This is a genomic window from Demequina oxidasica, from assembly GCF_000975115.1.
Taxonomy (GTDB): domain Bacteria; phylum Actinomycetota; class Actinomycetes; order Actinomycetales; family Demequinaceae; genus Demequina; species Demequina oxidasica.
On record NZ_BBRE01000003.1, the window covers coordinates 106,687 to 131,056 of the forward strand.

Annotated in this window: 22 protein-coding genes and 1 tRNA gene; 6 read left to right on the plus strand and 17 right to left on the minus strand. The window is 63.7% G+C overall.

The features are described from left to right. The first annotated feature begins 8 nt into the window (after window positions 1-8). The gene (locus tag AOP77_RS09415) at window positions 9-1,529 is read left to right on the plus strand and encodes a sugar ABC transporter ATP-binding protein (RefSeq protein ID WP_201774116.1); all 1,521 of its coding nucleotides are present in this window, start codon (window positions 9-11) and stop codon (window positions 1,527-1,529) included. Then, on the plus strand, window positions 1,526-2,584 hold the full coding sequence (locus AOP77_RS09420) for an ABC transporter permease (RefSeq protein ID WP_084622520.1): 1,059 nt from the start codon (window positions 1,526-1,528) through the stop codon (window positions 2,582-2,584). The genes AOP77_RS09415 and AOP77_RS09420 overlap by 4 nt, the downstream gene beginning before the upstream one ends. 170 nt (window positions 2,585-2,754) lie before the next feature. Here the strand turns inward: AOP77_RS09420 and AOP77_RS09425 are convergent, their stop codons facing one another. The 4 genes from AOP77_RS09425 to AOP77_RS09440 are packed head-to-tail and all read right to left on the minus strand — an operon-like array spanning window position 2,755 to window position 7,709. After that, window positions 2,755-4,758 (minus strand): ABC transporter ATP-binding protein, encoded by a 2,004-nt coding sequence (locus tag AOP77_RS09425; protein WP_084622521.1) that lies wholly within the window; start codon window positions 4,756-4,758, stop codon window positions 2,755-2,757. After that, the gene (locus AOP77_RS09430) at window positions 4,755-6,488 is read right to left on the minus strand and encodes an ABC transporter ATP-binding protein (protein WP_062212873.1); all 1,734 of its coding nucleotides are present in this window, start codon (window positions 6,486-6,488) and stop codon (window positions 4,755-4,757) included. The genes AOP77_RS09425 and AOP77_RS09430 overlap by 4 nt, the downstream gene beginning before the upstream one ends. Window positions 6,489-6,491: 3 nt before the next feature. Then, window positions 6,492-7,091, minus strand: coding sequence for a TetR/AcrR family transcriptional regulator (locus tag AOP77_RS09435; protein WP_152649855.1), 600 nt, complete (start codon window positions 7,089-7,091; stop codon window positions 6,492-6,494). 24 nt (window positions 7,092-7,115) lie between these two features. Continuing rightward, a complete protein-coding gene (locus AOP77_RS09440) occupies window positions 7,116-7,709 on the minus strand; it encodes a GNAT family N-acetyltransferase (protein WP_062212878.1) in 594 nt (197 codons plus the stop codon). A gap of 188 nt (window positions 7,710-7,897) precedes the next feature. Between AOP77_RS09440 and AOP77_RS09445 the strand changes: the two genes are divergently transcribed. Continuing rightward, window positions 7,898-8,815 (plus strand): DUF559 domain-containing protein, encoded by a 918-nt coding sequence (locus tag AOP77_RS09445; RefSeq protein ID WP_062212881.1) that lies wholly within the window; start codon window positions 7,898-7,900, stop codon window positions 8,813-8,815. A 193-nt stretch (window positions 8,816-9,008) separates the two neighbouring features. Here AOP77_RS09445 and thrB read toward each other — a convergent pair whose 3' ends face one another. From thrB to AOP77_RS09470, 5 genes are all read right to left on the minus strand, one after another. Further along, a complete protein-coding gene (gene thrB / locus AOP77_RS09450) occupies window positions 9,009-9,935 on the minus strand; it encodes a homoserine kinase (protein WP_062212884.1) in 927 nt (308 codons plus the stop codon). 2 nt (window positions 9,936-9,937) lie between these two features. After that, window positions 9,938-10,996, minus strand: coding sequence for a threonine synthase (gene thrC / locus AOP77_RS09455; protein ID WP_062212888.1), 1,059 nt, complete (start codon window positions 10,994-10,996; stop codon window positions 9,938-9,940). Beyond that, window positions 10,996-12,288 carry a homoserine dehydrogenase gene (locus AOP77_RS09460; RefSeq protein ID WP_062212891.1) on the minus strand — a complete coding sequence of 431 codons (1,293 nt, stop codon included), beginning with the start codon at window positions 12,286-12,288 and terminating at the stop codon, window positions 10,996-10,998. Before AOP77_RS09460 ends, thrC begins: the two co-directional genes overlap by 1 nt. A 160-nt stretch (window positions 12,289-12,448) precedes the next feature. After that, the gene (locus AOP77_RS09465) at window positions 12,449-12,670 is read right to left on the minus strand and encodes a hypothetical protein (RefSeq protein ID WP_062212892.1); all 222 of its coding nucleotides are present in this window, start codon (window positions 12,668-12,670) and stop codon (window positions 12,449-12,451) included. Window positions 12,671-12,761: 91 nt separating this feature from the next. Continuing rightward, window positions 12,762-12,956, minus strand: coding sequence for a hypothetical protein (locus tag AOP77_RS09470; protein ID WP_062212895.1), 195 nt, complete (start codon window positions 12,954-12,956; stop codon window positions 12,762-12,764). 125 nt (window positions 12,957-13,081) lie between these two features. On the opposite strand from AOP77_RS09470, the gene AOP77_RS09475 reads away from it, so the two are divergent. Beyond that, the gene (locus AOP77_RS09475) at window positions 13,082-13,633 is read left to right on the plus strand and encodes an arsenate reductase/protein-tyrosine-phosphatase family protein (RefSeq protein ID WP_062212898.1); all 552 of its coding nucleotides are present in this window, start codon (window positions 13,082-13,084) and stop codon (window positions 13,631-13,633) included. Between the two features lie 52 nt (window positions 13,634-13,685). Here the strand turns inward: AOP77_RS09475 and lysA are convergent, their stop codons facing one another. The 6 genes from lysA to AOP77_RS09505 form a co-directional block, all read right to left on the minus strand. Continuing rightward, window positions 13,686-15,023, minus strand: a complete 1,338-nt coding sequence (lysA, locus tag AOP77_RS09480; protein WP_062212901.1) for a diaminopimelate decarboxylase — start codon at window positions 15,021-15,023, stop codon at window positions 13,686-13,688. 2 nt (window positions 15,024-15,025) lie between these two features. Beyond that, the gene (argS, locus tag AOP77_RS09485; RefSeq protein ID WP_062212902.1) at window positions 15,026-16,699 is read right to left on the minus strand and encodes an arginine--tRNA ligase; all 1,674 of its coding nucleotides are present in this window, start codon (window positions 16,697-16,699) and stop codon (window positions 15,026-15,028) included. 76 nt (window positions 16,700-16,775) lie between these two features. Then, window positions 16,776-17,540, minus strand: coding sequence for an MBL fold metallo-hydrolase (locus AOP77_RS09490; RefSeq protein ID WP_062212905.1), 765 nt, complete (start codon window positions 17,538-17,540; stop codon window positions 16,776-16,778). A 38-nt stretch (window positions 17,541-17,578) separates the two neighbouring features. After that, window positions 17,579-17,929 carry a DUF202 domain-containing protein gene (locus AOP77_RS09495; RefSeq protein WP_062212908.1) on the minus strand — a complete coding sequence of 117 codons (351 nt, stop codon included), beginning with the start codon at window positions 17,927-17,929 and terminating at the stop codon, window positions 17,579-17,581. A 42-nt stretch (window positions 17,930-17,971) separates the two neighbouring features. Continuing rightward, window positions 17,972-18,343 (minus strand): YidH family protein, encoded by a 372-nt coding sequence (locus AOP77_RS09500; RefSeq protein ID WP_062212911.1) that lies wholly within the window; start codon window positions 18,341-18,343, stop codon window positions 17,972-17,974. 58 nt (window positions 18,344-18,401) lie between these two features. Further along, window positions 18,402-18,797 (minus strand): hypothetical protein, encoded by a 396-nt coding sequence (locus AOP77_RS09505; protein WP_062212914.1) that lies wholly within the window; start codon window positions 18,795-18,797, stop codon window positions 18,402-18,404. Between the two features lie 140 nt (window positions 18,798-18,937). Between AOP77_RS09505 and AOP77_RS09510 the strand changes: the two genes are divergently transcribed. Then, a tRNA-Arg gene (locus tag AOP77_RS09510) sits at window positions 18,938-19,010 on the plus strand. 15 nt (window positions 19,011-19,025) lie between these two features. Here the strand turns inward: AOP77_RS09510 and AOP77_RS09515 are convergent. Then, window positions 19,026-21,932, minus strand: coding sequence for an alpha-L-rhamnosidase (locus AOP77_RS09515; RefSeq protein ID WP_084622522.1), 2,907 nt, complete (start codon window positions 21,930-21,932; stop codon window positions 19,026-19,028). Between the two features lie 71 nt (window positions 21,933-22,003). Further along, a complete protein-coding gene (locus tag AOP77_RS09520; protein ID WP_062212920.1) occupies window positions 22,004-22,609 on the minus strand; it encodes a TetR/AcrR family transcriptional regulator in 606 nt (201 codons plus the stop codon). A gap of 138 nt (window positions 22,610-22,747) precedes the next feature. On the opposite strand from AOP77_RS09520, the gene AOP77_RS09525 reads away from it, so the two are divergent. Beyond that, the gene (locus tag AOP77_RS09525; RefSeq protein WP_062212923.1) at window positions 22,748-24,310 is read left to right on the plus strand and encodes an ABC transporter substrate-binding protein; all 1,563 of its coding nucleotides are present in this window, start codon (window positions 22,748-22,750) and stop codon (window positions 24,308-24,310) included. Window positions 24,311-24,370 lie beyond the last annotated feature (60 nt).

A 24,370-nucleotide genomic window follows, 5' to 3' on the forward strand; every position in this document is an offset into this window, starting at 1 on the left:
TTTCTCGCGTGATCAAAGACGACCAACAAAAGTCATTACTCGAAGTTACCGCGCTCACCAAGAGCTTCGGCAGCGCTCGAGCCCTCAAGGGCGTCGATTTTGACGTGCGTGCGGGTGAAGTGCACTGCGTGCTTGGGCAGAACGGTGCCGGGAAGTCCACCCTTATCAAGGTGCTTGCGGGCGCGCACCAGCCGGATAGCGGCGAGATCCGGTGGAATGGTGACGTCGTCACCATCTCCGATCCGATCGCTGCTATCGAGCTCGGTATCGCGACCATGTACCAGGAGCTCGACGTCGTGGACGGACTCACGATCGCCGAGAATATCTTCCTGGGACACGAGAAAACTCGTGGAGGGTTTACGAACCTACGCGAGACCGCTCAGGCGACGCGTGATCTCATGAAGCGGTTGGGTCACGCCGACCTCTCCCCCAACAGGGAGGTGGGCACGCTCTCCGCTGCCAACAAGCAGATCGTGGCAATGGCGCGTGCGCTGTCCCACGACGTCAAGCTGATGATCATGGACGAGCCGAGTGCCGTACTCGACTCGGAGGAGGTCAATAACCTCTTCCGCGTTGTAGCGGAGCTGAAGTCGCAGGGCATAGCCATCGTCTATATCTCCCACCGTCTGGAGGAGATCACGCGTATCGGTGACCGTATTAGCGTCATCAAGGATGGCGCGAGTACCGCTTCGGGGCTTCCGGTCAAGGGGTCTTCTACTAAGAAGCTCATCTCTCTCATGACCGGCACCGACATGGACCATGTGTTCCCGCCCGCGGTTCCGCTGGCTTCAGACGCGCCCGTGGTACTTGAGGTCTCCGACCTCAGCGCACCCGGCACGTTCAGCGACGTGAGCTTCGACCTGCGCGCCGGCGAGATCATCGGCCTCGCGGGCCTGGTGGGTTCGGGTCGCTCCGAAATCCTCGAGGCTATCTACGGCGAACGCAAGCCCTCGTCCGGATCCGTCAAGATTGGCGGCGAAGCGCTCAAGCTCGGATCAGTTAGCGCCGCTGTCGACGCTGACATGGGCCTCTCCCCCGAGGAGCGCAAGAGCCAGGGGCTAATGCTCGAGGAGCCCATCTACCGCAACGCCACGCTGTCAACCTTCACGCGTTTTGCCAAGGGACCATTCCTGGACGAGCAGGCCGAGCGTGCAGCGACCGAGGAGCAGATGAAGGCGCTGGAACTGCGCCCCGCAGAGCCGAACCGCATCACCCGCACGCTTTCCGGGGGAAACCAGCAGAAGATCATGCTCGCTCGCTGGCTCATCCACGGTACCAAGGTGCTATTGCTCGATGAGCCCACTCGTGGCGTCGACGTCGGCGCTCGCATGGAGATCTACGCCCTCATTCGTAAGCTCGCGGCGGCCGGCACGGCCATCGTCGTGGTGTCGAGTGAGATTGAAGAAGTACTCGGCCTGGCCGACCGCGTGCTCGTCATCGCAGACGGACGCGTCATTGCCGAGAAACCAGCAACCGAAATCACCGAGCACGGAGTGCTCGACTTGGTCATGAAGGGAAGTGCCGCGTGAGCGAGCCGACCACCACCCCCACCCCCCACGACGAGATTGAAGCGGTCGCGGTGGCCGACGAAAATCAGTCGACTACCCAGCCAAGCAACTCCAAGCGCTTCCTAGCAAGCGGATTTGGCCGCAGCATCGGCCTCATCGTCGCGCTAGTTGTTCTCGTAATCATCGGTGCCGTCACGGCCGGCGAGAACTTCATGAGCGTCGACAACCTCCTGGTCATCCTGCGCTACGCCTCTGTGATCGGTGTCGTCTCGATCGGCATGACGTTCGTCATCACGGCTGGCGGAATCGATCTCTCCGTCGGTTCAGTCCTCGGACTCGCGTCGGTGGTCGCCAGCCTCGGCGCCATCCAGACCGCAGCATCGGGCTTCTGGCCGCTCATGGTGTTCGTCGCCATCGCCGTAGGTGTGATCGCCGGGCTCCTGAACGGGTTGATCATCGCGTACGGCAAGGTGGTCGCCTTTATGGCAACACTCGCCATGCTCGTCGCGGCGCGTGGCCTCGCCGAGCTCATCTCGCAGCGCCAGACGCAGGTGGTGGACAACTCGGGGTTCCTCAACTTCTTCCGCAGCGACTTCCTGGGCATCTCCTGGGTCGTGTGGATCTTCGCCCTGGTCTCCGTCCTGGGATGGCTGCTGTTCAACCGCACTACGTTCGGCCGCCGCACCGTCGCCATCGGTGGCAACGCCACGGCCGCGCGCCTCGCCGGTGTGAAGGTCCGTCGCCACACCGTCTACCTGTACATGCTCTGTGGAGCCACTGCCGGAATCGCCGCGACCATGCTGCTTTCGCGCACTACGGCCGGCACCTCGACGCACGGTCAGCTCCTGGAGCTAGACGCAATCGCCGCGGTAGTAGTAGGTGGCACCCTGCTCATCGGCGGTCGCGGCACCATTGGCGGCACCGTGCTGGGCGTCATGCTCTTCGCCACGCTGACCAACGTGTTCACCCAGAACAACCTCTCCAGCTCGATTCAGTTGGTTGCCAAGGGCATTATCATCGTCGTCGCGGTGCTCCTGCAGCAGCGCTTCGCAAACCGTGAGACAAGTAGTAAATAGCGCTCACCACCGCGTCGGTCATAGTCGACGCACCTCCTCATTGAAGGCCGTCACCCTGCGACAGGGGTGGCGGCCTTCAGTGTTTCTGGCTCCCCTACAAAGCCAGCCCCAGCATCGGCCGATGCTGGGGAGACCTTGCGGCCCCAGCATGGGCCGCCGTATGGCTTGGCTTATGCGCTTGGCTCTTCGCCGGCGTGCGGAGGTGAGTCCGGGTGCGGGACATCGGCGTGTTCGAAGGCGACCGGCGTCTCCATGCTGGGCGGTTTAATCTCGTCGATGGGGCCGTCCACCTCATCAATGGGCGCCGCGAACTGCGCCTCGTACAGCCGCGAGTACGCGCCGTTCGCAGCGAGCAACTCTGCGTGCGTGCCCTGCTCCATGATGTGGCCGCTCTCCATCACGAGAATCAAATCCGCGTCACGAATCGTGGATAGGCGGTGGGCAATCACAAAGCTAGTGCGGTCGCGGCGCAGCTCGCTCATCGCGTGCTGGACCAGCAGTTCGGTACGGGTGTCGACGGAGCTCGTGGCCTCGTCCAGGATCAGTACCGACGGCCTCGCAAGGAATGCCCGAGCAATCGTGAGCAGCTGCTTCTGGCCGGCGCTGATGTTGCCAGCCTCGTCGTCCAGGATGGTGTTGTACCCGTCTGGCAACGAGTGCACAAACCGGTCCACGTAACTCGCTTCAGCGGCGGCCTGGATCTCCTCGTCCGTCGCATCCGGCCGGCCGTAGGCTATGTTTTCGCGGATGGTGCCCTCGAACGTCCACGCGTCCTGCAGCACCATGCCCGTGCGCGAACGGAGGTCGTCGCGGGTCATTTTCGCGATGTCTACGCCATCTAGTGTGATGCGGCCCTTGTCGAGTTCGTAGAAGCGCATGATGAGGTTCACGAGCGTGGTCTTGCCCGCGCCAGTCGGCCCCACGATCGCGACCGTCTTGCCTGGCTCGGCCACGAGCGACAGGTCCTCGATGAGGGGGGTGTCCTCGGTATAACTGAAGTTGACGTCCTCGAACACCAAGCGGCCGTTAAGCGCGCCGGGAGTCTGCGGTGGGTCCACATCCTCGCTCTGCTCGTCGGCGTCGAGCAGCTCAAAGACACGCTCGGCGCTGGCAATGCCGGACTGCAGCAGGTTGGCCATCGAGCCGAGCTGTGACAGCGGCTGCGAGAACTGACGCGAATACTGGATGAAGGCCTGGATGTCGCCGAGCGGCAGGGCGCCATTGGCGACCATTACCCCACCGACGACGGCGATCGCGACATACACGAGGTTGCCCACAAACTGCGTTGCCGGCATGATGATGCCGCTGACGAACTGAGCGCCAAAGCTGGCCTTGTAAAGCTCCTCGTTCTTGTCCTCGAAACGGCTCTCGACCTCGCGGCGGCGGCCAAACACCTTGACAAGTGCGTGGCCGGTGTAAGTCTCCTCGATCTGGGCGTTCAGTGTTCCCGTGTGCTTCCACTGGTCCACAAACATTTTTTGCGAGCGTTTCGCCACCACGGCGACGATCACGAGCGTCAGCGGGATGGAGACCAGCGCAATCAGGGCGAGCTGAGGTGAGATAACGAACATCATCACGACCACGCCGATGATGGTCAGCACCGAGGTGAATAGCTGACTCAGTGTCTGTTGAAGTGTCTGCGACACGTTGTCGATGTCATTGGTCACACGGCTGAGCAGGTCACCGCGCTGGTGGCGGTCAAAGTAGCTGAGCGGTAGATCGTGGATCTTGGCCTCAACCTGCTGGCGCAGGCGGAAGACAGTGCGCTGCGTAACGCCGTTGAGGATGTAGCCCTGCACGAGTGCGAGGAGCGACGAGGCGACGTAGATCACCACTACCCACAACAGGATGGTGTGCAGACGCCCAAAGTCGATGGGAGTCTGAGTGATGAAGCCTTCGTAGATGACCGTGGTGGCCTCTCCAAGAATCTTGGGGCCGATCACGGACAGGGTGACCGAGACAGCGCCCAGCAGGATCACGGCAAAGACCAGTGTGCGCTCTGGGCGCAGGTGGCCCATGAGTCGCTTGGCTGAACCCTTGAAGTTCATCGCCTTCTCGGCGGGCATCTGAGCGCCGCCAAAAGGGCCGTGGCCTCCGCCCCGGGGACGGTCCGGGACCTTGTCCTCGTGTTGTGGATCCTGCTCAGGGACCTCCGTACGTGTCGGGTTGCTCATGCCGCATCCTCCGCTCGGAGCTGCGTACTGACAATCTCCTGGTAGGTCTGAGACGTCTTAAGGAGTTGGTCGTGAGTGCCGCGGTCGACGATGACCCCGTCGTCCAGGACCAGAATCTGGTCGGCATCGACGATTGACGAAACGCGCTGCGCGACCACGATCATGGTCGCATTCACCACTGAGGCCTTGAGCGCCCTGCGTAGGCGCGCGTCGGTGGCGGTATCCAGTGCAGAGAACGAGTCATCAAAGAGGAAGATATCGGGCTTGCGGACTAACGCTCGGGCGATTGAGAGTCGCTGTCGCTGGCCGCCAGAGACGGTAGTGCCGCCCTGCGCGATGGGAGCCTCGAGTTGACCCGGCATCGCCTCGACAAAGTCCCTCGCCTGCGCGGTGCTGAGGGCCTCCCAGAGTTCGTCATCAGTGGCATCGGGGTTCCCGTATCGCAAGTTGGAGGCAACGGTTCCGCTGAAAAGGTAAGGCCGCTGAGGGACGATGCCAATCCGCTTCCACAATTCGTCGAGGTCGGCGTCTGCGACGTCAACGCCGGCGATCCTGACCTGACCGGCAGTCGCGTCGTAGAGGCGAGGCAACAGGTTGAGGAGCGTCGTCTTTCCCGCGCCGGTCGAGCCAACGATCGCGGTGGTCGTACCGCGCTTGGCAGAAAAGGTGATGTGGGACAGCACCGGCTGTTCGGCGCCCGGGTACTGGAACGTCACGTCCTTGAGCTCGACGGCCCCCGGTTCGTGGAGTTCGGTCACGGGATTGAGAGGCGGGACAACCGTCGAGTCGGTTCCCAAAACCTCGCCGATTCGGTCCGCTGAGACTGTCGCGCGGGGCACCATGACGAACAGGAAAGTGGCCATCATGACGGCCATCAGAATCTGGATCAGGTACGTGAGGAAGGCCGTGAGCGCGCCCACCTGCATCTCTCCCGAGTCGACCAAGTCTGCACCGAACCACAGCACCGCGACCGACGACACGTTGAGGACCAGGGTCACGACAGGGAACATCGCTGCCATGAGTCGGCCTGCACGCAGCGCGGAGTCGGTGACTTCCTCGTTCGCCTTGCCGAATCGGGCGCGCTCCTCAGGCTCGCGCACAAAAGCGCGAATCACGCGGATGCCCGTCAACTGCTCACGCATCACACGGTTGATAGCGTCGATCCGCTTCTGCATGCGGCGGAAGTGCGGGACCATGCGCACGATAATCAGCGAGACTGCGATCAACAGCACTGGGATGGCGATGACAAAGATCCAGGAAAGCGTCACGTCCTGCTGCATCGCCATAATCACGCCCCCGATCGCCATGAACGGCGCAGTGACCAACAGGGTCGAGCTCATCAGCACGAGCATCTGCACCTGCTGGACGTCATTGGTCGAGCGCGTGATCAACGAGGGAGCGCCGAAGTGTTGCACTTCGTTCTCTGAGAACGTGCCCACTTGTCCAAAGATCTGTGCGCGCAGGTCGCGCCCCACGCGCATCGCGAGCATTGCTCCAAAGAACACCGCGACGATCGAGCAGATGACCTGCACGAACGACAAGCCCAGCATGATGCCGCCCACCTGCCAGATGTAGTCGATGTTTCCTACTGCCACGCCGTTGTCGATGATGTCGGCGTTCAGACTCGGAAGGAAGAGATTCGCGATGGACTGCGCGAGTTGGAAGACGACCACGCCTACGAGCAACTGCCAATAGGGCTTGACGGACGTGACCAGGAGATTCCAGAGCATGGGCTAAGCCCCTTCCTTGACGATGCCCCGAAGGACGAAGTCGACTATGTCGTCTGTAGTGAGCTCAGATTCAGTACCGAACAGCGGCATCGAGACCCCGAACACTAAGACTCGAATCACGTGAGCTGCGGACGCAGGATCAAGGCGCATGCGGTCGCTGTGACGTTCAAGGAGGGCAGCCATGATGGTCGCGCCCGCTGATTCGGGGTGGTCGTGCGGGTGGTCGCCGTGGGCGTGCTTGCCGTCCGGGTGCTCGCGCCTTCCGAGGATGGACATGAGGCCCACAAGCCCGGCGAACCTCTCGCGCAGGATGCCCACAATGCTCGCGATGGTGTCCTCGAGCGACAGGTCCGGGTCGATCTCACGGAGTCTCTCGTATGTGGGCGCCGGATCGATGGCACGTGCGACGGCCGTATCGATAATCTCCTGCTTGTCGGAGAAGGCGCGAAAGATGGTGCCCTCGGCGATGGCCGCGGCGTCTGCGATCTCGCGCGTGGTGACGTCGGCACCCCTCTCCCGCAGCAGAGGGAGCGCCGCGTCGAGAATCGATTCGCGCCGATCCTCGACGGACATTGGGCGCGCACGGGGAGGCTTGGTGGTCACTCCCTGACCTTAGTGAGTGAGCGCTCACTCCGCAACTGCGAGGCGCCTACAGAAGACCGGATTGCCCTGCTGATCTGCCTCCAGATCAAAGCCAACTCGCGGGTAGAACGCAAGTGCCCGTACGTTGGCGGGATCGACCTCCAGGTGCACGCCGGACACGCCACGCTCCGCGAGGAGCTCGCACGCTGCCTCGATGAGGGCCCTCCCCGCTCCCCTGCCTTGGGCCTCGGGAAGCAGGTCAACGTGCAGATGCGCGGGGTAATTGGCCAGCACGCTCGTCAGCATGCGGACCGGGTTGGTGGCCGACGCGAGAAGCTTGCGGTCGGCGTCGTTACTCTCGCTGTGAGATGCCGTCACCGACGGCCACCAGACTCCCGTGAACCACTCCTGGAATGCCACCGTATCGCTGGTACCGAGGATGTAGCCCAGCGGGCCTTCGCCCTCGTCCCACACGAGTGCGAAGCCGCCCGGCCCGTCAAGGTAAGGCGTGGCGTAGACGTCGGACAGCATCGTCTGGTCGCTGTGCTCCCCCGTGGCATCGCCGCCAGCCGCCGCGGTGAGGAGGCAGATCCGTTCAATCGCGGGGCGATCTGCCGGGACTGCGGGCCGAATGGTCATACCCCCACGCTAGCGCCCTCTGCCTGCCCTGCCCCTGCCCTGCCCCTGCCCCTGCCCCAGAACTCAGCGTTCAGGAAATGGTGGAAATCCGCACGACTTGTGTCCCCATGTTCACCAGGTGGTTGATCCCATCCACAGATATCGAATGGACGAAGCGAGCGCCCGCGCGTATTCGGTAGCAACGAAGCATGGCAAAGCACTTAGGTTTACAACTTATTCGCGAGTATGTCTCCCGGGACGTGCGCTCTTACTCGCGCGCCGAACTGGAATCCCTGACAAGTCGCCAAACCCTGCGCACCGCGGTAAAACGGGGTGTGCTCATCCGCGCCTTCGCGGGGATCTTCATCGCGGCAGAACATCAGGACTCGTTCGCCGCACGCGCCCACGCGGTCTTGAGGTGGGCAGGTCCGCGGGCGGCACTGGGCGGCGAGTCAGCACTGTTTCTTTGGGGATTGCTCGACCAGCCCCCCTTAGTCATCCAGGTCATCGTTCCTCACAGCAACGGTCGCTCCACGCCGTCATGGGTGAAGATGACGCGAATCACCTACCCCGTCGTCACCGCCGAATGGCACGGGCTCGCGATCGTCACCGCCGAGGTCGCGCTGACTCAGTCATACGGTTTTATGGCACCTAGATCGCGCGACACTGTTCTCTTCCGCGCCGTTGCGTTGCGGTTGCTCTACCTCCCCGACCTCGCCAATGCTCTGCGAACCATTCCTCGCATCCGGGCCCGGCAAGCACTACGTCAGGCGGCCGATGCTGCGGCGCGAGGTTCGGAGAGTTTCCTTGAGTACCAGGGCGTCAGGTTTGTTTTCAACTGTTCCGAGTTATCGCATCTGAATCAGCAACACTGGCTACGAGTTGGCACAAAGAGATATCGATGCGACTTCTATGACGCCGCCACGCGCACGGCGGTCGAGCTCGATGGCGCCGCGTTTCACAGTGACAAGCTTGCGCACGAACGGGATATTCGGCGCGATTCCGATCTCGCGTCAATTGGAATCTTGACAGTGAGATTTGGATATTCGGACGTCATGCAACGTCCCGAATGGTGTCGCGCCAGGCTGATCAAGGTGCTGCTGCATCGCAAATCAACCACGGTGTGAACATAGGGGCCCCGGAGCCTCAGAGTTCAACCATTTCCTGAACGCTGGAGTTTAGGCGCGGGTGGTCGAGCACGTGGGGCGGGAGTGGTGAGGGCGAGGGAGGTGCAGGTGCAGGTGCAGGTGCAGGTGGACGCGCAGGTGCAGGTGGACGCGCAGGTGCAGGTGGAGGAGGCGAGCGGGTGAAGGAACCGCGCTAGATGCGCAGCGCCGTGGCTCCCGGAACCCGCTCGACCGTGTGGATCACGCGCCAATCGTCGCCGCCAAGGCCCTTGGCCCACTTCGCGTCGCCAGTGGTCAGGAACGAGTCCGCGAGCGATTCCCCCATCACCAAAACAGAAGGGCCAGCTCCCGAGATTACGGCAGCCAGCCCCTGGTCACGCAGGTAACGCATCATCTCCATGGCGGACGCCATGATGTCGGCACGGTAGTGCTGGTGCAGCTTATCCTCGGTCGCGGCAAGGAGGTCCTCGGGACGGCCCGCCAACGCGTTGACCAGGAGCGCGGCGCGCCCAAGGTTGAACGCGGCATGCGTGTGAGGCACTTGCGCGGGCAGCACCGATCGCGCCTGCTTGGTCGGCAGTACCGAGCCGGGGATCAGCACGGCAGTCTCGATCTCGGGAGCAATCGCGAGCGGGGACGCATGAGCGCCTACCTCGTCGAGCCACGCCACCGTCGCGCCGCCGTAGATTGCCGGTGCGGCGTTGTCTGGGTGCCCCTCAAACTTAGTCGCCAGATCCAGTGCGATCTCTGCAGACAGCGCCTCGGGCTCCGCGATCAGCCCGCGCGCGGCAGAGATTCCAGCCACGACCGCGGCCGCCGAAGATCCCAAGCCACGGCCATGCGGGATGCGATTGGTCGCCTTGATGTGCAGGCCCATCTGCGGGGCGTTCACGTGATCGATGGCCGCACGCAGCGCCTGCACAAGCAGGTGCGACTCGTCGCGCGGCAGGGTGTCGGCACCCTCGCCCTCAATCTCGATTGTTACCTGGCTACTGCCGAGCGCGCGCACCTCGACCTCGTCCACCAAGCCCAGCGCCATGCCGAGGGCGTCGAAGCCGGGACCTAGATTTCCGGCGGTTGCCGGAACGGTGACCCGTACATGGTCAGCACCCAGTCGCATTGTTACAGTCCCAGCGCGTGTGCCGCGGCCGCGACATCGACGGGGATCACCTCAGGCTCGACCTCGCGCCCCTTGAGCGCAGTGGCGGTGTCCTTCAGGCCGTTGCCCGTGACGGTGCAGGTAATGGTCGCGCCCTTGGGTACTTCCCCCGCGGCCGATGCTGCCAGAAGTCCGGCGATGGGTGCGGCCGATGCCGGCTCGACGAACACGCCGACGTCCGCTGCAAGCATGGCCTGGGCACGCAGGATCGCGTCGTCGGAGACGGCACGGATCCAACCGCCGGACTCGTCGCGGGCGGCAATCGCCAGGTCCCACGAGGCGGGCTTGCCGATGCGGATCGCGGTGGCGACGGTTTCTGGGTCCTTGATCGGGTGTCCTGCGACGAATGGCGCGGAGCCCTCAGCCTGGAGGCCCCAAATCTTGGGCCGCTTGGTCGCTATACCTGCGTCGGCGTACTCGTTGAAGCCCATCCAGTAGGCAGAGATGTTGCCGGCGTTACCGACGGGGAGCATGTGGATGTCTGGCGCGTCGCCCAACTGATCGACTATCTCAAAGGCCGCCGTTTTCTGACCCTGCAGGCGGTACGGATTCACCGAGTTCACCAGTGCTACGGGGTAGTCCTCGCTGAGGGCTCTCACGATGTCGAGGCACTCGTCAAAATTGCCATCTACCTGAACGAGCTTCGCGCCGTGGACGATTGCTTGAGCCATCTTTCCTGCAGCGATCTTGCCCTGCGGGATCATCACGACGCACTGGAGTCCCGCGTGTGCTGCGTAGGCAGCGGCGGAGGCGCTGGTGTTGCCAGTGGACGCGCACACCACCGTGTGGTCTCCGTCCTTGACGACTTGCGTGATCGCGGACGTCATGCCCCGGTCCTTGAACGAGCCCGTGGGGTTCATGCCCTCGTACTTGACGTAAACCTCAGCACCCACCATCGACGAAATCGTCGACGCGTGGATCAGCGGCGTGCCACCCTCGCCAAGCGAAACCACGCGGTCACCCTCGTCAAACGGCATTCGGTCCATGTACTCACGGATAATTCCGTTCCACACGTGCGCCATTACTCCCCCTCAATTCGCAGCACGGACAGCACTGCGTTGACAGCATCGTTGGCGCGCAGGTCCGAGACCATCTGATCCAAGTCCTTCTCTGGCGCTCGATGCGTCGAAATCACTAGTTCGGCGGTGCCCTCGGCACCCGCGCTCTGACGCACTGTCTCGATCGAGATGCCCTTACCCGCAAGGATCGCGGACACTGCCGCGAGTACGCCCGGCCGGTCCGCGACATTGAGTCGCAGTTGGAAACGCGTGAGCGCCGCCGAAATCGGCAGCACAGGCAGGTCGGCGTAGTTGGACTCACGGGGCCCCTTGCCGCCACCAGCGATGTGGCGGGCGACGGATACGACGTCACCCATGACGGCCGATGCTGTGGGCGCCCCGCCCGCTCCCTGTCCGTAGAACATGAGCTCACCCGCGGACTCCGCCTCGATGAACACGGCGTTGAACGCGCCACGTACTCCGGCGAGCGGGTGTGTTAGTGGAACCAGAGCCGGGTGCACGCGAACCGTCACTCCTCCGTCTGTACTTTCCGCAATAGCAAGCAGCTTGATGACGTGACCAGACTCGGTGGCCGCGGCAACGTCGTCTGCCGTCACCGCACTGATGCCCTCGCAGAAGACGTCGTCGAGCGAGACCCGCTGGTGGAACGCGAGAGACGCGAGGATCGCGGCCTTCGCCGCGGCATCATGCCCCTCCACGTCTGCGGTGGGGTCGGCCTCGGCGTAGCCCAACCGCTGGGCTTCGGCCACGACCTCGTCGTAGGGCAGCCCCTTGGTGGTCATCTCGTCGAGCACGTAGTTGGTGGTGCCGTTCACAATCCCGAGGATGCGCTGCACGCGGTCCCCTGCGAGTGACTCGCGCACCGGACGCACCAGCGGAATCGCGCCCGCGACGGCGGCCTCGAAGTAGAGATCCGCGTTGGCTGAGTCGGCGGCCTCGTAGAGTTCGGCTCCCTTTAGGGCGAGCAAGGCCTTGTTTGCAGTGACAACGGCCTTGCCAGCATCAAGCGCGCCCATGATCGCGGTGCGGGCCGGCTCAATGCCGCCCATCAGCTCGACCACGATGTCGGAGGCTGCAATAAGCGAGGCGAGATCCGAGGTAAGGAGGTCACGGGGCACCACGGCATCCCGCTCCACCGAGGTGTCGCGGACGTACACACCGCTGATCTGGACGGGTGCGCCTACACGGGCGGCCATGTCCTCGGCCTGCTCCGTGAGCAGCCGGATCACCTGGGTGCCCACAGTTCCGCATCCAAGGATGGCGATTTTCACGGGGTCAGCAGTCTGTTGAGGCACGGCTACACCTTAGCGGTTGTCCGGGCCAGGGTGGGAGTCGCCTACTCACCATCGCCCAGACATGGACAGGCCCACGGCCCCGGCGTGCTGAGGGATACACCGGGGCCGTGGGGGTCTTGTGTGAGGTCGGGCCTTCGCAGGCGGGGACCTCACAAACTCGTTAGTTGCCGCCCGGACGGGCGGGGGGAATGCTCTCTACATCGCCGGCGAGCGTGGCGTCCTCGTTGCCTTCAGAATTGTCAGGCTCATTGCTCACGACCTTCTCGCCGTCCAGTAGTGAATGTCCGCGCTCTTCGCGCTCCTTCACTACCTCTTCAGCGATCTCGTGCAGGGCCGCAGTCTTCTCATGCTCAGTTGCGGAAACGTTCTCTGAACCAGTCATCGGAACCACTCCTTTTTACGACGTCGTTGTGCGGGCCTTCACTAGTTATAACGAATAGGTCACGGAAGTATTCCGCCCCGTTCAAAGTCTATTAAATTCCCGGCGGCCTAGGAGGGATCTGAGCACGAGCCTCCCGCGCCTCCGCCTCGTCATGTTCGCGCTGGATGGGATCCTCAGTGCCGTCAAAGTGCTCCTCGAGGGCGGCATCGTTGTCAGCGTTCCGACGCGGCTTGTCGGCCTCGCCGTCCTCCGGCTTGCCTTTGTCGTGGTGCTTGAAGATAGACACGTGTCGCCTGCCTCTCGCTCGCCTTGATCCGCGTCACCATGACGCTCTCTCAATATAACTTTGTGCGCGGCCGCGTGACGGCTCAGCGGCCACATTGGGGACAACACGTCCCTTACGGTTGACCAATGACTTCCACTGCGCGCGTACTGATGGTCTGCACCGGCAACATTTGCCGCTCCCCCGCGATGCACTATCTCGCCGCGCGAAACTGGGCCGAGGCGGCGGAGGTCAGTTCCGCCGGCACGTACGCGGAGATTGGCATGGACGTCCCGTCGCCGATGCGCAGGTCGGCTTCCGCTGCGGGGCTCGCCATTCCTCGCCACCAGCCCACGCAACTCGACGAGGGCCTCATTGCGCGCGCAGATCTGGTCCTGGTGGCCACCGAGTCTCACCGGCGCTGGATAGAGGGCGAGTTTGGGACCGTTCCGGATCACGTGTTCGGACTGAAGCAGGCCGCGGAACTCGCATCGCGAGCTCCGGCGCCCCACGGCGAGACTGCGTCAGCACGACTAGCGAACGCGGCGGCAGTCCTACGGGCCGAGCACAACCGCGAACGCGCACCCCTGCGCAGCCTGGACGACCCGTGGTCGCGAGACCAGGCCACGTACGACCGCGTTTACGGCGAAATCGCCGATGCACTGGCCGAGATCGCCGCCTGGGCGCGACTTTCCGACTAGGCGCCTCGGGACGAACCCCCGGCTGCGGACCCTAAAAAGGAGGCGGACTGGCCTATTCAGCCGCGACGTCCCAGCGCAGCAGGTCGTCGAGGGTGTCGCGCCGGATCAGCACCTTGGACTGGCCGTCGCGCACGGCAACTACGGCTGGACGCAGTGCGGCGTTGTAGTTGTTCGCCATCGAGCGGCCATAGGCACCGGTGGCGGGAACCGCCAGCAGGTCTCCTCGCGCAGTGTCGTGGGGAAGCTGAACATCCCGCACCACTACGTCTCCCGACTCGCAGTGCTTGCCCACCACGCGACTTAGGGCCGACTCGGCGTCAGAGAGACGTGAGGCCAGCGTGGCCGTGTACTCGGCCTGGTAGGTAATGGTGCGCATGTTGTCGCTCATGCCGCCGTCGACGGCTACATATTGACGACCGCCACCGTCCTCGAGCTGCACCTGCTTGACCACGCCAACGGTGTAGAGCGTCATGCCAGCGGGGCCGGCAATCGCACGGCCGGGCTCAATGCTGAAGCGAGGCCAGGTGCCGCCCACCTTTGTGACGGCCGCCTCCACGGCATCGGCGATGCCGTAGGCGGCGTCACGGGTCTCGAGGGCCTCGCCGGTCTCGGTGTACGCGATCGCGTAGCCGCCGCCCAGGTCCACCTCGGGAAGCTCGGCGCCAGTGTCCGCGGTGAAGGCACCGCGCAGCCCGAGCATGCGCTCCGCGCTCTCCTGGAACGCTGCGAGCGACAGTATCTGGCTGCCAATGTGAGTGTGGATGCCCAATAGGTTGAGATTTGCGGCGTCGTGGCACGCGACTAGCGCCTCGTACGCTGCGCCGGTCGCCAACGACAGGCCGAATTTCTGGTCCTCGTGGCTTGTGGCGATGTACTCGTGCCCGCCCGCATGCACTCCAGTGGTGACGCGCACCATGACGGGCGCGGAGACGGAGAGCTCCGCGGCGAGCGCGTCTAGCACCTCGATCTCGGTGAACGAGTCGACGATGATGCGCCCCACGCCTACCTCGAGCGCGCGGCGCAACTCCGCGTCTGACTTGTTATTGCCGTGCAGACCGATGTGCTGGGGCGCGACACCCCCGCGGAGCGCAATCTCTAGCTCACCCAACGAGGCGACGTCCACACACAGATCCTCCTCGCGCATCCAGCGCGCGACCTGGGAACACAGAAACGCCTTGCTCGCGTAGTACACGTCCACCTCGGCGCCCTTGCGTCCAAACGCGGCGGAGAAGTGGTCGCGGAACGCCGCTGCACGGGCACGCATGTCCGCCTCGTCCACCACATAGAGAGGGGTGCCGTGCTCGGCGGCGAGCTCGCGCACGTCAACACCGCCCACGGAGATCGCGCCGTCGGAAGAGCGCTTGACGGACGAGGACCAGACGGAGGCCATGGTTACATCCTCTCCGGAGCGCTCACGCCCAGCAGGTGCAGGCCGTTGCGCAGCACGACGCCGGTCGCGTCGTTCAGCCATAGGCGCGTGTGGTTGAGGTCGGTGACCTCCTCGTCGCCCAGGGGCGTCACGCGGGTGCGGTCGTACCAGCCGTGGAAGGCCGAGGCGACGTCCTCGAGGTAGCGGGCAACGCGGTGCTGCTCGCGGAACTCAACGGCCTGCGCGACGATGCGGGGGAACTCGCCAAGGATGCCCAGCAGCTTGGCCTCAGCCTCGTGAGTGAGCAGGCTCGGGTCGAATGCCTTGTCCCGGGAGATGCCGTACTCGGCGGCGTTGCGGGCCACGCCAGCGGTGCGGGCGTGCGCGTACTGGACGTAGAAGATGGGGTTCGCGTTGGACTTTGACGAGAGCAGGTCGAGGTCGATGTCGATGGTCGAGTCCGCGCTCGAGCGGGCCAGCGCGTAACGTGCGGCGTCCACTCCGACCACCTCGACCAGGTCCTCCATAGTGACGACCGTTCCAGCTCGCTTAGACATGCGCACGGGGGCGCCGTCCCTCACCAGGTTAACCATCTGGCCGATGATGACCTCGACGGTCTCGGCATCGTCTCCAAACGCAGCCGCCGCGGCCTTCAGGCGCGCGATGTAGCCGTGGTGATCCGCGCCCAGCAGGTAGATGCAGAGGTCGGCGCCACGGTGGCGCTTATCGCTGAAGTACGCGAGGTCGCCGGCGATGTAGGCGGGCTTCCCGTCCGACTTGATGACCACGCGGTCCTTGTCGTCTCCGTAGTCGGTGGAGCGCAGCCACCACGCACCTTCCTCCTCGTAGAGCGAGCCCGTGGTCTTCAGGTGGTCGAGCGCCTTGGTCACGGCGCCGGACTTGTGCAGCGAGTCCTCGTGGAAATAGACATCGAAGTCCACGCCAAAGTCATGCAGCGACTGCTTGATCTGAGCAAACATCAGGCGCACTCCGCGGTCGCGGAAGAATTCCTGCGCCTCGTCGCGCGGCAACTCGATGGGGTCCACGTCGCCTGCGGCGGCGGCCTCGAGCATGACCTCGTTCGCGATGTCCTGGATGTACTGACCGGCGTATCCGTTCTCCGGAGTGTCCTCGCCCAGCACCACTGCAAGCAGCGACTTGGCGAAGTTGTCGATCTGACCGCCGTGGTCGTTGAAGTAGTACTCGCGCACCACCTCGGCGCCGTGGAACTCGAGCAGACGGGCGATCGAGTCGCCAACCGCAGCCCAGCGCGTGCCACCCAGGTGGATGGGGCCGGTGGGATTTGCGGAGACAAACTCGATGTTGACGGTCTTGCCTGTCAGCGACTCGCCACTTCCATAGCCGTCACCAAAGTCGACGATGCCCTTGGCCAGTTCGCCAGCCGCACCCGCGGCGAGGCGAATGTTGATGAAGCCGGGGCCTGCGACCTCCGCCGAGTCGATGCCGTCCGCGTCGGCCAACCGCTCGCACAGCGTCTCCGCGAATTCGCGCGGGTTGGTGCCTGCCTGCTTGGCAAGCTGCATCGCGATGTTTGTGGCCCAGTCGCCGTGCTCGCGCTGGCGCGGGCGGTCAACACGCACCTCGGGTACGTCGAAGGGGGACAGCTGGAAGTCGCTGTCGTCGATTCCGCTGAGAATGGCGGCACGAATGGTCTCGGAGAGTTCTTCTGGAGTCACCCTGTAAGTCTATCCGCGTCGCCCACGCCCCCGTGTGCGCCCCCTACCCGCGGCGGGAGCGCGAGCCCACCCCTTGCTACTGGGGCGCGACCTCGCGGGGCACGCCGCGCTCGAGGACCGCCAGGCGCTCACCGTCGCTGAAGTGCGCGAAGTTCTCGAGGAACGCTTCTCGGGGCTCGGTGAAGTGCGCCCAGTCGTCGATGTGCACGGGGACGATGCTCGCAGACGGCCACAACCCGGCCACCTGGGCCGAGCGCTCTGCATCGAGCGTCAACAGCACGTCGCCGATGCTCGCGGCCTTCGCTCCCCCGGCGAACAGTACGGCGACCGCGACGTCGGGAAAGCGCTCGGAGACCTTTCGTGCCTTGGCAACCGACGCATTGTCGCCCGACACGTAGACGGTGGGCCAGCCATCGGCTTCCAACACAAATCCGGTGACCTGTCCGGCCAGGTGCTTGACCGCACTCGTGCCGTGCCTTGCCGCGACGGCGGTGATGGTGACCGCGGCATCGGCGCCCTCGACGGAGAGCGAATCCCAGCGGGCCATCCCCTGCGCAAAGTCCAGCCGCTTTCCGCCCTCGGGCGTCGTGAGGACCAGGCCGGCGCCCGACAGCATGGCGCGTCCGGACACGTCCAGGTTGTCCTCGTGCTCGTCATGAGAGAGCAACACGACGTCCACACGGCCGATGCTGTCGCTGGGTACGGCAGGTCCTTCCAGCTTGACGAGATTCCCGTTGGGGCCGGGCGCGTCGAATGTGGGATCTGTGAGGAAGCGCAGCCCGGCATAGTCAAACGCGACCGTGGGGCCACCGATGAGGGTGAAGGTCATGGGTTGAGTCATGAACCTATTGTCGCGCGCAACTTTGAAACACGACTCCGCTAGCGAGCAAGCGCGTCGGTGACCAGGTAGATCACGCAGGCGAGGCCGAGTGCAAGAACTGCAAGTGTGAGAACCGCGGCGGGCGGACCCGAGGGCTGCAGGGACCCCGTTGCGACGAGTTCCGCGTGCGCACCGCGATATCTACGTGCGGAGGCAACATAGGTTGCCACTGCGAGCGCCATGCCGATCACGCCTAGGGCGAGGATCACCACTCCGCCACGCCCCGAAAGCACCTTGATGGATACCGCGCACGCGAGCCCAAAGGACAGCGCGGTGCGCCGCCACGCCAGCAGCGTCCGCTCGGGCTGCAGCCCCTCGTCGAACGGCTTGTCGAGGTATCCCTCGGTCATACCGACTCCGCTAGGCGCGCGGCTGTCTGCGGGCGCCGCACGTCACCACAGCAGCCCGGCACCGATCAGCACGACGCCGATCGCGATGCCTATAGAGAGGACTGGCCCGGTCATCGGCCCCGGGAGCGCTCGCCCTTGGCGTAGCGATTGCTCGGTGCGCGCCCATCCGAACCAGGCCTGGGCCGTGGCAAGGAGACCAAGGCCAACAAACAGGCTGGCGGCGACCAGGCGCAGCACGGGGTTGATCGGTACGGCGAGCGCCTCGAGCGCCACACCGGTGGCAAATAGAGCAAGGGCGGTGCGGGTCCACGCCAGGAACGTGCGTTCGTTGGCGAGGCTAAACCGAGGATCCGGCTCGTCGCCCTTCGAATACACGCGCAGAGGGAACCGCTTCCACCCGCGATCGTCGCTCATGAGACCAGTGTGCCCTGCCCTGAGCCGTTGGCATAGCCTCGTGTCTTCCGCTGTTCGGCTATGAGTCGCCCGAGTCGACGGCGATGCGTGCGATTGGGTCTGCACACTGAACGGGCTGGGATTCCGCGCACTCGTTGACCCACACCTCGATGTGGTCGCCCACCGCCAGGTTATTCGGGTCCGCCGCGAGGCCGTCTGGGTCCTCGAGACCGCCCGCAGTCGCAAGGTCAAAGGTCGTGCCGTCAAAATACTCGTAGCCCTTGTCCGCCGCGAAGCCCACGGAGACGGTCGACGCATCCTTCGAGACAGAAGTCACGACGCCTACCGCATCTGCCGGCTCCTGATGGCGGATGTCGTTGCTTCCGCCCGCCTCTCCTGCGCAAGCAGCGACGAGTACGCACGCCGGGATCAGGGTAAGTGCCCACAACTTGCGGCGCGTTCGCTTCTTGGCCATACCTTCTCAACGCACGATGCTGGCAAAGGGTTTCTATGTCACGCGACTTTGATACGAGTTTTGCGAGCGGTACCTCAAGGCAGCGCCAGCGGCCTCCGCTCACCCTGGTATTCTCGACTGTCGCGGCAAGCCCGCGTCACGCCCTCGTAGCTCAGCGGATAGAGCACCGGTTTCCGGTACCGAAGGTCGCAGGTTCGACTCCTGTCGAGGGCACCGTCCAGTCTTCCCCTACGAGCCGAGATCCCATTCCCCCGGGACCGACTCGAATCCTCGCGAGGCATTGAGACCGCCAAGGACCTGGGACAGCATCTCCCATTGATCGCGCTTGATCATCGGCAAGCCGTTGCGCAGCGTGAAGTCTGGGCGCCACCTTCCGCCATCGCTCCACCCGAGCCCGATGAAGTAACCTGTCTGCGCAAATGCGCCCATGAGCGCACCTGCCGCCGCGGGATCGTCAACCAGATCAGACAGGGGCGTGTCAAGAGTAATTCGCTCACTGTTGGACGGGACTGACAACCACGCAACTTCGCGCCGATGAGTTCCGCTGCCCACAGACTCGGGCGTCATACCAGGTAGGTCGATCAATGACTCACCGTTGGCGGGAACCGTCATCACCACGGATAGCACGTCTTCGGAAATCCTCCAGGTCACGTCGAAGCGGCCGATTGACGTGTCGAGGGATGCCGACGCGGAACTGAGGCCACCTCCCGGGCGTGGCGCGAATCGCACCCTCGCGATGCCGGCGTCCGAGCTCGCGTGCCAGGTGCGAGCCGCGTCGAGTCCAGCGATTTCGCGATGCATCCAATCTGCCACCGCGCCCAGCGCATAGTGATTGAACGAGGTCATCTCCCCCGGGTTTACTGACCCATCGGGCAGCAACGAGTCCCACCGCTCCCAAATGGTGGTCGCCCCCTGAGTAACGGGGTACAGCCATGAAGGGCAGTCAGTCTCAAGCAGGAGGCGGTAGGCGACGTCGCGATGACCGGTGGACGTGAGCGCATCGCAGATCACGGGCGTCCCGACAAACCCCGTGCGAATGCGGTAGGCATGGGACACGACGAGCTCGGCAAGGCGCGCGCCAGCGCTTTCACGACGCTCGTCGCCATCGAGGAGGCCAAAATCGATGGCGATCGCGTACGCGGTGTGAGCATCGGACGTCATCCGACCCGAGGCCGTGACGTAGGTAGCGACGAATGCCGACTTGGTCCGCTGGGCAAGCGACGCAAAACGGGCCTGGTCATCTTTCTCACCTAGCCGGCCGGCCGTCGCGGCCACGACTGTCAGCGAACGAAAGAGGTACGCCGACGCGACAATTTCCGGCTTGGTCTTGGCGTCGGCCGGATTGAAGTGAGGTGCGGTGGGGTCAAGCCAGTCGCCGAACTGGAAGCCGCCTTCCCACAGCCCAGCGTCATCGGCCTGGGCGAGAACAACCTCGACCCAGGAGACCATCGAGTCGTACGAACTCCGCAACACTGCGTCGTTGCCGAACATCCCAAAGAGCGCTGCGGGCACCAACGTTGCGGCATCCCCCCACGCCGCCGCCGGCAAGACGGGACCCGCGTCCACCGACATGGGGACAACCGACGGTACGACACCTTTGAACCGCTGTTGCTCGAGCGCCAAATCTTCGAGCCATGACTCGAGCATTGCGGACGAATCGTAGAGGTAGGTGGCCGTAGGGGCAAAGACCTGAACGTCGCCAGTCCAACCCAGGCGCTCGTCACGCTGGGGGCAATCAGTCGGGATGGACAGAAAGTTGCCGCGCATGCCCCAGACGACGTTTGAGTGCAACTGATTGAGGAGTGGGTCGCTCGACTCGAAGTGCCCGGTCCTAGTCATGTCGGTGTGCACCACGACAGCGGTGACTGAGCGCAACGCATCCTCGCTAGCCAGCCCCGAGATCTCTGCGTAGCGGAAGCCGTGAAAGGTGAAGCGGGGTGCAAAGTTGATTGTTCCCGCCGAGCCGGCAATAACGGAGTCAGTTGCCGAGGCGTGACGTAGTGGACGAGTGGCCAGTTCGCCTTCCTCGAGCACTTCCGCGTGGCGGATCGTGACGGTGGAGCCCTCTGGGACGATGGCAGACACGTCTAGCCACCCCACGAGGTTCTGACCAAAGTCAATTCGAGCAGTGCCATCGAGCCAGGTGACTTCGGCGACCTCAATGCGTTCGATTCGTCTCACCGGAGGAGCTGACGCAGGACGCAGAACCGATTGATCGGTCTCGACGACGCACGCGCTGGCGGCTGCCTCCAGAGCTGGCTTCCCGTCGCGAATGCTGCTCAGACCCTGATCGCATAGGCGATCATCTCGCTGCTCTCCCTGGTAGATGGAGGCCGACCTGGTCGGGCCCGACCAGGTCGCGGACCAGGTCTCATCGGTACCGATGCAAACGATTCGGCCGTCCTCGTATTCGAGCCGTAGTTGCATCCAGACAGACAGCGGCCCCTCATAACCCTTGGCAAACACACCGTCGAAGCCCATCCGCTCGCCAAACCAACCCTCGGCGACCTCGGCACCAACAACGTTGTCACCCTCATGCAGCAGTGATGTGACATCGGCTGTTTGGGTAAGCAGCCGGCGGCCATAAGCCGTCCACCCCGGAGCCAGCACTTCATCGGAGGCGGCGGCACCGTTGACCACTGCCTCGTAGACGCCGTGTGCCGTGGAGGTGAGTATTGCGCGCCGAAGGCCCTGCTGCACTCCGACTACTGTCGCGACACGGAAAGTGGGTCGCGGATCCTTGAGGTCTGGACCGTCGGCGGGGGCGTCCTGCGCTGTGACAAACCTGGCCGCGAGCGAATGCGGTTGCAGAGCGGCAGTACGGACGGGAATCCACCTCGAGTACTCACTCGTCGATCCATCAACACCGATCACTCGCGCTCGTAGCCGCGCGTCCGCAAAATCATCGAGGGGCTCGAATGGCCAGGTGACGCCGGACGACCGAGGTGTTGACAACCTTTCCGAGATGGTCGCACCATCGCGCTCAAGTTCCATCTCGACCTCACCCTGGCGCCAGCCATCGACGTCTGCCTCAACCATCCACGACAGGATGGGGGTAGGCGTGGGCAGAAACTCTGGGCCTCCACGTGGCCCTACATGTACCTGATCGACGACCACATTCCGAGCCTGTGACATGGTTAACAACCTTTCAGTTTTTGTGCGATTTCGCTGCCAATTATCAGCCAAGCACCGGAAAAGGAAGAGGCTTAAAGGGCGACCGTGACGAGGGACTGAAGGTGTGTGCGCACGTCTGCCACCAGGTCGAACTTGGTCCGGCCATAGAGCCACTGCAACTGCAGTCCGTCAACAATCGCCATCATTGAGCGCGCCGCGTGACCCGGCTCGACGCCAGGGCGAAGCGTGCCTTCTTCGCGCATCACGATAAAGGACTGGCGCGCCTGCGCCCCGATCCAGTCGTAGCGTCCCCGGAAATACTCATGGGCAGGGTGCTCTTCCGCCGTTCCCTCGGCAGCAAGGATCGCGTAAAGCTCTATCATCCCTGGTTCTTCACAGTTCATGCGCACGACCTCGAGGAATCCACGAAGGGCCTCGATGCCGGGAGAGGTGACCGTGGCGAAGTACTCGCGGCTCCTCTCGTCCCGCAGATCGAGCACTGCCTGCAGCAGTCCGGTCTTGGATTTGAAGTGGAACAGAATACCCGCCTGGCTCAGCCCAACCCTGTCCGCGACGGTACGCAGTGAGCCGTTGGTATAGCCGCTCTCCGCGAACACCTCGAATGCAGCATCGAGGATGTCCCGGCGTCGATCTGCCGTCTTCGCGTAGCTTCCGCGGGTTGCCGTTGTGTCGCTCATAATGCGCCACGTTAGCACCCCGAGGGCCCGCATTGGGGACGAGGTAATTGAAAACTAACCACCCCTTCAGTTTCCGTGCTACATTTCCTAGGTCGCCGGTCGAACTGTCCAGCGAACTCATACTGAGATTGGGGAACAATGAAGTTTTCATATCGCGCCACGGCAGTCACTGCGGTCGGTGTTCTGGCCTTGGCGGCATGCTCGTCGTCCGACAACGACCCGGGCGCCGAGCCCTCGAGTTCCACAGCTTCCACCGAGACGGGCGCCGCAATGGCACCTCTGCTGAACCTCGGGGTAGTCGACTCTCCTGGCCAAGGTGGCTTCGTGGCGGCGGACATGTCCTTTGCCACCAAGGCCCCGTACGGCCAGGCGATTTACGACACTCTCGTGCGCGCCACGCCGGACAATCTGCTGGAGCCTGCGCTTGCCTCGGACTGGGGATACGACTCGGGCAAGACCGAACTGACGTTGAAGCTTCGTGATGACGTGAAATTCACGGATGGCACCGACTTCAACGCCGATGCTGCGGCGCAGAACATCCTGCGATTCCGCGATGGCTCGGCCGAGAACGCAAACTGGCTAGCGAATGTTTCCGACGCTGTCGCGAAGGATCCCCACACACTTGTCATCACCCTCAGCGCGCCGGACCCGGCACTGTTGCTCAACCTGTCGCGGGCTGCTGGCTATCAGCAGTCCCCAGCCTCGTTCGACACTGACACTCCCGTGGGATCTGGTCCGTACGTGCTGGACCAGGCCGCGTCAGTCGTGGACGCGTCGTACATCTTCGATGCGAACCCCGACTACTGGGCTTCCGACTACCAGCACTATGACGAGATCGCCATGACGGTATTCGACGACCCCGTCTCTATGCAGAACGCGCTCATGGGCGATCAGCTGGACGCGGCACTTTTCACGGGTTACCAGGGGTTTGACCAGATTGAGGGCGCGGGTTACACCGCACACGAATACGCTCAGGACTGGGAAGGCCTGCTCCTGTTCGACCGCACCGGTCAACTTTCCGAGCCCATGGGCGACGTACGAGTACGCCAGTCGATCAACTTTGCGATCGACAAAGAGGGCCTCCTCCAGGGACTGGCCGGCGGGCGTGGCGAGGTCACTACACAGGTCTTCGGTAAAGAAACGCCTGGATATGACGCCGAGCTCGAATACGCGTACCCGTATGACCCCGAGAAGGCCAAGTCACTGCTTGCGGAAGCTGGCTACGCCGACGGTTTCACCATCGACTTCCCCACCGTGAGCTTTGTCCCGCAGGCCACTTTCGACCTCGTGGGCCAGCAGCTTGCCGAGGTTGGCATCACTGCTAACTTCACCGACATCGCACCCCAGGACTACTTCCCCACCATGCTGGGAGGCAACGTTGCCCTGGCATCGTTCCGCCTCGAGCAGCCGGCTACTGCATGGGAGACCTACTCTCTCGAGCTGAGCCAGGGAGCACCCTGGAACTCGTTCCACACGCCTGACGACGCAGTCGCAGGCTATGGCGAGATCATTCAGACGGGAAGCGATGCAGATTCCGCAGCTGCGGCGGCCGAGTTGAACAAGTACATCGTCGACCAGGCGTGGTTTAACCCGTGGTACCGCACTATCACCACGTTCTACACCGACGCCGAGACTGATGTCACGCCTCAGGTCGGAAACGTGTACCCCTACCTCTGGAACATCGTTCCGGTCACCAACTAGAAGTCGTTTGGGGGGCGCGGGGTGTGCCCCCCAAACGGTTTCTCAACTACCCATGTGGGA